This window comes from Actinophytocola sp., from assembly GCF_045807065.1.
GTDB lineage: Bacteria > Actinomycetota > Actinomycetes > Mycobacteriales > Pseudonocardiaceae > Actinophytocola.
Genome location: NZ_JBJMIE010000498.1, coordinates 1 through 8,824, shown reverse-complemented (window position 1 = coordinate 8,824; position 8,824 = coordinate 1). Strand labels below are relative to the sequence as shown.

General features: G+C 69.3%; 7 protein-coding genes and 1 pseudogene. 4 read left to right on the top strand and 4 right to left on the bottom strand.

Features of this window, described 5'->3' with window-relative positions:
• On the bottom strand, positions 1 to 1,402 hold a 1,402-nt coding region (locus ACJ73U_RS29205; protein WP_407780941.1), incomplete at its 3' end, for a 3-hydroxyacyl-CoA dehydrogenase NAD-binding domain-containing protein.
• Between the two features lie 48 nt (positions 1,403 to 1,450).
• Positions 1,451 to 2,665, bottom strand: a complete 1,215-nt coding sequence (locus ACJ73U_RS29200) for an acetyl-CoA C-acetyltransferase (protein WP_407780940.1) — start codon at positions 2,663 to 2,665, stop codon at positions 1,451 to 1,453.
• Positions 2,666 to 2,897: 232 nt separating this feature from the next.
• Between ACJ73U_RS29200 and ACJ73U_RS29195 the strand changes: the two genes are divergently transcribed.
• From ACJ73U_RS29195 to ACJ73U_RS29185, 3 genes are all read left to right on the top strand, one after another.
• Positions 2,898 to 4,103 (top strand): TetR/AcrR family transcriptional regulator, encoded by a 1,206-nt coding sequence (locus tag ACJ73U_RS29195; protein ID WP_407780939.1) that lies wholly within the window; start codon positions 2,898 to 2,900, stop codon positions 4,101 to 4,103.
• Positions 4,104 to 4,108: 5 nt separating this feature from the next.
• On the top strand, positions 4,109 to 5,518 hold the full coding sequence (locus ACJ73U_RS29190; RefSeq protein ID WP_407780938.1) for a cytochrome P450: 1,410 nt from the start codon (positions 4,109 to 4,111) through the stop codon (positions 5,516 to 5,518).
• A gap of 174 nt (positions 5,519 to 5,692) precedes the next feature.
• A complete protein-coding gene (locus ACJ73U_RS29185; RefSeq protein ID WP_407780937.1) occupies positions 5,693 to 6,934 on the top strand; it encodes a cytochrome P450 in 1,242 nt (413 codons plus the stop codon).
• A 41-nt stretch (positions 6,935 to 6,975) separates the two neighbouring features.
• Here the strand turns inward: ACJ73U_RS29185 and ACJ73U_RS29180 are convergent, their stop codons facing one another.
• Positions 6,976 to 7,884 (bottom strand): TIGR03619 family F420-dependent LLM class oxidoreductase, encoded by a 909-nt coding sequence (locus ACJ73U_RS29180; protein WP_407780936.1) that lies wholly within the window; start codon positions 7,882 to 7,884, stop codon positions 6,976 to 6,978.
• Positions 7,885 to 7,956: 72 nt separating this feature from the next.
• On the opposite strand from ACJ73U_RS29180, the gene ACJ73U_RS29175 reads away from it, so the two are divergent.
• The gene (locus ACJ73U_RS29175; protein WP_407780935.1) at positions 7,957 to 8,388 is read left to right on the top strand and encodes a MarR family winged helix-turn-helix transcriptional regulator; all 432 of its coding nucleotides are present in this window, start codon (positions 7,957 to 7,959) and stop codon (positions 8,386 to 8,388) included.
• A 24-nt stretch (positions 8,389 to 8,412) separates the two neighbouring features.
• Here ACJ73U_RS29175 and ACJ73U_RS29170 read toward each other — a convergent pair.
• Positions 8,413 to 8,824 (bottom strand): annotated as a pseudogene (locus tag ACJ73U_RS29170) (helicase); the annotation flags it as partial.

Here is an 8,824-nt window from a genome sequence, read left to right as displayed (position 1 = left end):
TCTCGACCAGCGGCATCTTGTCGACCGGCGAGAAGAAGTGCAGGCCGATGAAGTCCTCCTGCCGCTTCACGCCCTCGGCGAGGCCGGTGATCGGCAGCGTCGAGGTGTTCGAGCCCAGCACGGCGTCCGGCGCGACGATGTTCTCGATCTCCGCGAACACCTTGTGCTTCAGCTCGGTGCTCTCGAAGACGGCCTCGATGACCAGGTCGCAGCCGGCCAGATCCTCCGCCTTGGCGGTCGGCTTGATCCGGGCGAGGGTCTCGTCGGCCTTCTCACGCGTGACCTTGCCGCGGGAGACGGCCTTGTCGAAGAGCTTGACCGAGTAGTCCTTGCCCTTCCCCGCCGCCTCGGCGGAGACGTCCTTGAGGACGACCTCCATGCCGCCGCGCGCGCAGACGTACGCGATGCCGGCGCCCATCATGCCGGCGCCGAGCACACCCACCTTGCGCGCGGTGAACTTCTCGTAGCCGTCCGGGCGGGAGCCGCCGGAGTTGATGTGCTGCAGGTCGAAGAAGAACGCCTTGATCATGTTCTTCGCGACCTGACCGGACAGCAGCTCCAACAGGTAGCGGGACTCGATCGTCAGCGCGGTGTCGATGTCGACCTGCGCGCCCTCGATCGCGGCGGACAGGATCGCCCTGGGCGCCGGCATGTTCGCGCCCTTGAGCTGCTTGCGCAGGTTCGCCGGGAACGCCGGCAGGTTGGCCGCGAACGCCGGGTGCGACGGCGATCCACCCGGGATCTTGTAGCCCTTGACGTCCCACGGCTGCGCGGCCTCGGGGTTGGCCCTGATCCACTCCTTGGCCTTCGGCAGCAGCTCGTCCACGGAGGACACCACCTCGTGCACGAGGCCGATGTCCTTCGCCTGGGCCGGCTTGTACCGCTGGCCCTGCAGCAGCACGGAGAGCAGCGCGGTCTGGATGCCCAGCAGGCGCACGGTCCGCGTGACGCCGCCGCCACCGGGCAGCAGGCCAAGCGTCACCTCGGGGAGGCCGATCTGCGAGCCCTTGACGTCCGCGGCGATCCGGTGGTGGCAGGCGAGCGCGATCTCCAGACCACCGCCGAGCGCGGCGCCGTTGATGGCCGCGACCACCGGCTTGCCCAGCGTCTCCAGCTTGCGCAGCTGCGCCTTGATGCCCTGGATGAAGTCGAAGCCCTCCTTGGCCTGGTCCGGCTTCGCCTCGATCATGTCCTTGAGGTTGCCGCCCGCGAAGAACGTCTTCTTCGCCGACGTGACCACCACGCCGGTGATCGAGTCCTTTTCGGACTCCAGCCGGTCGACCGCGGCGGCCATGGACTCCGCGTAGTCGCGGTTCATGGTGTTGGCCGACTGGTTGGGGTCGTCCAACGTGAGGACGACGATCCCGTCGGCGTCCTTCTCCCAGCGGATGGTGTTGGTCATTGAGTGTCGTTTCCTTCAGTGCTCATGGCAAGACTCCGCAAGCAGGTCTTACGCGCGCTCGATGAGGGTCGCGACGCCCATGCCGCCGCCGATGCAGAGGGTGATCACGGCCCGGCGGGCCTGGCGGCGCTCCAGCTCGTCGACCATGGTGCCGAGGATCATGGCGCCGGTCGCGCCGAGCGGGTGGCCCATGGCGATGGCGCCGCCGTTGACGTTGAGCTTCTCGTCGGGGATGCGCAGCTTCCTCTGGTAGTTCAGCACGACCGACGCGAACGCCTCGTTCAGCTCGAACAGGTCGATGTCCTCGACCGTCAGGCCGGTGCGCGCGAGCAGCTTCTCGGTCGCCGGGACCGGGCCGGTGAGCATGATCGTCGGGTCGGCGCCGGAGGTGGCGGTGGCGACGATGCGGGCGCGCGGGGTGAGGCCCATGTCCTTGCCGGCCTGCTCCGAGCCGACGAGCACCAGCGCGGCGCCGTCGACGATGCCCGAGGAGTTGCCGGCGTGGTGCACGTGGTTGATCTTCTCGACGTAGTGGTACTTCTGCAGCGCCACGGCGTCGAAGCCACCCATGTCGCCGATCGCCGCGAACGACGGCGGCAGCTTCGCCAGACCCTCCACCGTGGTGTCGGGGCGCATGTGCTCGTCGTGGTCGAGGACGGTGATGCCGTTCTGGTCGACCACCGGGACGATCGAGTTCGCGAAGTAGCCGTTGCTCGTGGCCTTGGCCGCGAGCTGCTGGCTGCGCACCGCGTAGGCGTCGACGTCCTCGCGCGAGAAGCCCTCGATCGTCGCGATCAGGTCGGCGCCGATGCCCTGCGGCACGAAGTAGGTGTCGTACGCGGTGGCCGGGTCCATCGCCCACGCGCCGCCGTCGGAGCCCATCGGGACCCGCGACATGGACTCGACGCCGCCGCCGATCACGACCTCGTCCCACCCGGAGGCGACCTTCTGGGCGGCGATGTTGACGGCCTCCAGACCGGAGGCGCAGAAGCGGTTGAGCTGCACGCCCCCGACGGTGTCGGGCAGCCCGGCCGCGATGGCGGCGGTCCTCGCGATGTCACTGCCCTGGTCACCGATCGGGGTGACCACGCCGAGCAGCAGGTCCGAGACCCGGTCGACGTCCAGCGTGGGGTTGCGCTTGCGGAGTTCGTCGATGAGGCCGACGACGAGGGAGATCGGCTTGGTGCCGTGCAGCGACCCGGTCTTCTTACCCCGGCCGCGCGGGGTACGGATCGCGTCGTACACGAATGCTTCGGTAGCCACGCTAGGGGTCCTCTCGAGGGCTAATACTGATTAACATGTTGGCACTGGATCCAGCGTTGTCAACGTCACGGACCCGATTGGGGGTGTGGTCCCCGCCTCAGCTACAGCGAGGCGCGAGGTGGCGGGCGCCGTGCTAATTGGTGTTAACTTGTCGTGGCGAGTTGGCACGTTGCCAACAACGTGGGCGGTCCGCTAGCTTGACTGCGAACTGCCCCATTTGGAGGAACCGACCGTGGCGGAGACTTCCCGACCGCCGGTGAGGCGGCCACGCAATCGCAAGGCGCAGCTGGCCGAGGCGGCGGCGGAGCTGTTCCGGAAGCACGGATACCACCAGGTCAGCGTCAACGACATCGCGCAGTCCGCCGGCGTCACGGGACCTGCCGTCTACCGGCACTTCCGCGGCAAGCAGGACATCCTGGCGCACGTGCTGCTGTCCGGCATGGACACGTTCGGCCTGGTCACCGAGCGGGCGCTGGCCACGCCCGGCACCCCGGCCGAACAGCTCGACGCGCTGCTGCGCGCGGTCGCGGCGCTGGCCGTGGACCGGCGGCACATCACCGCGCTGTGGCGGTGGGAGGGACGGCACCTCTCCGGCGCGGACCGGACCAAGATCCGCCACCGCGGCGCGGAGCTGATCTCGCAGTGGGCCATCGTGCTGTGCGACGCGCGACCGGCCCTGTCGGCGGCCGACGCCGAGCTGCTCGGCTGGGCGACGCTGTCGGTGTACGGGAGTGTGTCGGTGCACCACGTGAACCCGCCGCGGCGCCGGTTCGAGGACCTGCTGACCCGGCTGGCGGCCGCGGTCACCTCGTGGGCGGCCACCGACCTGCCGCCCGTGCCCGACCCGGTGCCGGGGACCCTGCCCGGCAAGCAGCCGCAGCCGGGGGTCGCCGGGTCGCGCCGCGAGGAGCTGCTCACGGCCGCGCTCTCGCTGTTCCGCGAGCGCGGGTACGCCAGGGTGAGCATGGAGGACATCGGGGCGCGGGCCGGCATGGCCGGGCCGAGCATCTACCGCTACTTCCCCGGCAAGGCCGCGATCCTCGTGGCCGGCGGGTACCGGATGGCCGACCGGCTCGCCCAGGACGCCGAGAAGGCGGCGGTGCTGCCGCCCGAGGAGGCGCTGCGCTCGCTGGCCACGTCGTACGTCGACACCGTGCTCCGGTCCGACAACATCATGGCGAACTTCGTCAACGAGCTGGCGAACCTGCCGGATCGGGACCGCAAGGAGCTCGTCCGGCTGCAGCGCGCGTACGTGGCCGAGTGGGTGCGCCAGCTGCGTTCGGAGTCGGCGCTCACCGAGCAGGAAGCGAAAGTCGTGGTGCACGCGGCGTTGACGGTCGTCAACGACCTCGCCCGCACCCCTCGGCTGCTCACCAGGCCACGAATCGCGGCGGAACTGGTCGAGCTGGTCGTCGCGGTGCTCAACGCTGGGAGGTAGGGGTCATGTCCACCGAGCTTCAGGCGCCCTTCGAGCTGGAGAAGAACGCGTTCGACCGATGGCTGCTGGCCAAGGACTGGCGGCGCAGGGACCTGTCCACACCACCGTCCGGGCTCAAGCCGGTCCCCGGCGACGGGGGCCTGCCGTTCCTCGGCCACGGCCTGGAGATGCTGCGGCTGGGCCTGAACTACGCGATGAAGCGGTACCACACGCACGGGCCGATCTCGTGGGTGAGCGCGTTCGGGGTGAAGGTCGTGTCGGCGTCCGGGCCGGATGCCACGCAGGAGGTGCTGGCCAACCGGGACAAGGCGTTCTCGCAGAAGGGCTGGGAGTACTTCATCGGCCCGTTCTTCCACCGCGGGCTGATGCTGCTCGACTTCGACGAGCACCTCTACCACCGGCGGATCATGCAGCTGGCGTTCACCGCCGAGCGGCTGTCCGGGTACATGGCGCAGGTGGGCGACGTGGTCCGGCCCGGCGTGTCGGCGTGGCCGGTTCAGGACAGCTTCCAGGTGTACCCGGCGCTCAAGCAGCTGACGCTCGACGTGGCCACCAAGATCTTCATGGCGTCCTCGCTGGGCGGCAGCTCGGACCGGCTGACCAGGGCGTTCGTGGCCACGGTCCGGGCGGGGACGGCGCTGGTGCGCTTCCCCGTGCCCGGCGGCCGGTGGGCGGCGGGGCTGAACGGCCGCAAGGTGCTGGAGGACTACTTCCGCCGCAGCCTGCCGGCCAAGCGCGCGTCCGACTCGGACGACCTCTTCGCCGCCCTGTGCCACGCCCGCACCGACGACGGCGAGACGTTCACCGACGACGACGTCGTGAACCACATGATCTTCCTGATGATGGCGGCCCACGACACGTCGACCATCGCCACGTCCGCGCTGGTGTACTACCTCGGCAAGCACCCCGAGTGGCAGGACAGGGCGCGAGCCGAGTCGCTGGCCATCGGCGACGAGCCCCTGTCGGTGCCCCTGCTGAGCTCGCTGCCCACGCTGGATCTCGTGCTGAAGGAGTGCATGCGGCTCGTGGCACCGGTGCCGTGGATGGTCCGCAGAACGGTCAAGGACACCGAGCTGCTGGGCCACCACCTGCCGAAGGGCGTGTTCGTCACGACGCTGGCGTGGCTGAACCACATGCTGCCGGAGTACTGGACCGAGCCGCACCGGTTCGACCCGCTGCGTTTCTCGGCAGAACGCCGGGAGGACAAGTCGCACCGGTTCGCGTACATGCCCTTCGGCGGCGGGGTGCACAAGTGCATCGGCATGCACTTCGGCACCTACGAGGTGAAGGCCATCGCGCACGAACTGCTGCGCCGCTTCGAGTGGACGGTCCCGCGGGACTACCACGTCCAGTGGGACCCGACGGCGCTGCCGATGCCGAAGGACGGCCTGCCGATCAGCATCAAGCGGCGATAACGCTCCGTTGGTAGTAAAACACCGATATTCCGCTTTTCGGACCCTAGGGGCGCGGACTGCCTAGGCGAAATGCGCCATGGCAGCCCCGCGGAGCCGTACCTACGGTTGAGGACAGAATTGGCGGAAACTGTCCAATTCTTGCCGACTGTTCCCAACGCGGCAGGAGCCGTGTCGATGATTCCTGCGGAAAAAACGTCGATCGGCGCCAGCTACGACCCGTTCGGCGCGCACCTCGCCGACCCGTATTCCTTCCACGCCAGGGCTCGCCGCGAGGAGCCGGTCTTCTACTCGACGGTGTTCCAGGCCTGGGTGGTCACCAGGTACGAAGACGTCCGCCACGTACTGCTGCATCCCGAGGTGTTCTCGTCGGCGAACGCGATCCGCTCGGTCAGCGCCACGTTCACCCCCGAATGCGTGGCCGTGCTGGAGCGGGGTTACCCGATGACGCGCGGGCTGCTCAACACGGACGGCGCGGCACACGAGCGGCTACGCACGCCGTTCCTCAAGGCACTCGGGAAAAAACACGTGCGCCGCCTCGAACCATTCATCCGCGAGCAGGTCGACGCGCTCGTCGCCGCGATGCTGCCCGCCGGAAAAGCCGACATCGTGCAACAATTCATCCATATCCTGCCCTTCCGGGTCCTCGCTCGCGTACTCGGGATCGACGAGCCGGACTACGAGCGCGTGAACAAGCTCAGCCGTGCCGCGTCGCGTATTTTCCGGGCAGGCAACCTGACGCCGGACGAACAGGTCGCCACCGCCCGCCTGATGATCGAGCTGCACCACACGGTGGTGGACTACGCCAGGGCCCGGCGAACCGATCCGCGCGACGACCTCATCAGCGCGGTCACGGCCGAGCTGGCGCCGGGTGACGCACCGCTCACCTTCGAACAGGAGTCCGATCTGGCCTGGTGCCTCCCGGGGGTCATCAGCTCCGCGAACTCCGTGGAGGCGATCCTGGGCACGGGCATCTACTACCTCCTCGCCAACCACGACCAGTGGGCGACGCTGGTGGCCCGACCCGACCTGATCGACAGCGCGATCGAGGAGATCTGCCGTTACGACCCACCCGCCCAGACGTTCGCACGCATCACCACCCGGCCGGTCACCCTCAGCGGCGTGGAGCTGCCGACGGGCACGGAGGTCATGGTGGCCTTCGGGTCGGCGAACCGGGACGAGGCGCTGGTCGACCGACCCGAGGAGTTCGACATCACCCGGCCGCGGACGCAGCACCTCACCTTCGGACAAGGACACCACCTCTGTCTCGGCGCGCCGGTGGTTCGCGCGGTACTGCGCACCACGCTCGAGACCTTCATCCGCCGGATGCCCGGACTGCGGATCGTCGGCGAGCAGCCGATCCCCTTCGTCCCGACGCTCAACCACCGGCAGCCGGTCCGGCTGCCGGTCACGTGGTGATCGGCCGGTGGCGCCTCAGCGGGTATCCGCGCTCCGACCTGTCAGCGGACAGCGGTCACCAACTGGGCGAGCAGGTCCACCTCCGTGTCCAGGTCGACGAACGCGCCGTTGGCGAACAGCACCTGGTCGATGCCCTTGCCCTCCAGCGCGGCCAGGTCCTCGGCGATCTGCTCGGGTGAGCCCCCCAGGAACGGCCGTTCGTCGTCGATCGGCTTCTGCGTGACGGGCACGTTCGCGCGGGCGACCACGGTCAGGGCGTCGGGGTCGCGGCCGGCTTCCCGTGCGCTGTCGCGGAACATGGCGACGGTGCCGAGCAGCTGGTCCTGGGCGAACACCATCGGGTTGAGCCCGTCGGCGACCCGTGCGGCACGCTCGATGCCCCTGGGTGTCATCGCGCCGACCAGGATCGGCACGTGGCTCTGGACCGGCTTCGGATTGATCTCCGACGGCGCGATCGTGTAGAAGCGGCCGTCGAAAGCCACCGGGTCAGGCCCCCACACCGCCCGCAGCGCGGCGATGACCTCCTCGAACCCGGCGCCCTTGCGGCTGGCCGGCACGCCCACGGTCTCGAACTCCTGCCGCATCCAGCCCTGGCCGAGACCGGCGATCACCCGCCCGCCGCTGAACTGGTCGAGCGTCGCGAACCGGCGCCCGAGCACGACCGGCGGGTGCAGCAGCGCGTCGATCACACTGGTGCCCAGCTTGATCCGGCTGGTCAGCGCGGCCACGTGGCTGAGGGTCTCCAGCGGCTCGTAGACGTTCCGGTAGACCTCGGGGGTTTCCTGCGGTTCGGCCACGCCCGGGAAGACGACCTTGTCGACCGGCCGCAGCAGCCGCTCGAAGGTCCAGACGGCGGCGTAGCCGAGCCGTTCCGCCTCCTGCGCGATGCGCACGATGGCTCCCGGCGACGCCTTCTCGCCGCTCGTCGGCAGCGCGATCCCCAGCTCCACGGCTCCTCCTGAGCTTACTTGGATATATCATTGAGAAAATCAATGACTTATTCAGACGGTATCATAGGAGACATGGCAGAGACCGTCGACGAGGCGAACCAGATGATGCGGTTGCTGCGCCGGCTGACCTCGCTCACGGACGCGACGCTGGCCGTGGCCGGCGAGGTACTCGCCGAGTTCGACCTGACCGTGTCCGCCGCGTCCCTGCTGTGCGCCCTCGACCCGTCCGCCGAGACGCCGACGATGCGCGACCTGTCCCGGCAGATGCGCTGCGACCCGTCGACGATCAGCCTGATGGCCGACAAGCTGGACAGGTCGGGCCTGGTCGAGCGGCGCCCCCACCCCACCGACGGCCGCAAGCGCACGCTCGCCCTGACCGACCGCGGCGTGGCGGTGTGGGCAGCGCTCAGCAGGCGGCTCAGCGAGACCTCGGCGCTGACCGTGCTCAGCGCCGAGGAACGGCAGACCCTGGAGGAACTGCTGACGAAGGCGCAGTCGTCCTGATTCGCGCCCGGGCCAGGTTCGCCGCTACGGGGTCACGTCGTCGAGCAGCAGCAGGCAGTCCGGCAGTGGCCGCGTGTGCACGACACCGAGCCGCTGCGTGGCGCGGGTCAGCGCCACGTACAGGTCCGCGGGCCCCGCCGGGCCGGCGATGATCGTCGCCGGTTCCACGACGATCACGCCGTCGAACTCCAGGCCCTTGGTGGCCCGCGGCGGCAGGAGCAGCGCGTCCACGTTGAGGGTCGAGCCGTCCGGGGCGATCACCGCGACCGTGCCCTCGCCGATCTCCTCCTCCATGCGTGCCACCATCTCCGCCACCACCCGCGCCAGGTCGGCCTCGGACGCCTGGCGTGCCCACGGCCAGACCCCCGTGGAGCGCACGGACTTCGGCGGCTGCACCGCGGAGTCCATCGTGGACAGCAGGGAGGTCGCCACGTCC

Bases quoted from the DNA above. Each gene is read 5' to 3' on its own strand.
- ACJ73U_RS29190 (WP_407780938.1), top strand. From the start codon at position 4,109: ATGTCCACCGAGCTTCAGGCGCCCTTCGAGCTGGAGAAGAACGCGTTC.
- ACJ73U_RS29185 (WP_407780937.1), top strand. From the start codon at position 5,693: ATGATTCCTGCGGAAAAAACGTCGATCGGCGCCAGCTACGACCCGTTC.
- ACJ73U_RS29175 (WP_407780935.1), top strand. From the start codon at position 7,957: ATGGCAGAGACCGTCGACGAGGCGAACCAGATGATGCGGTTGCTGCGC.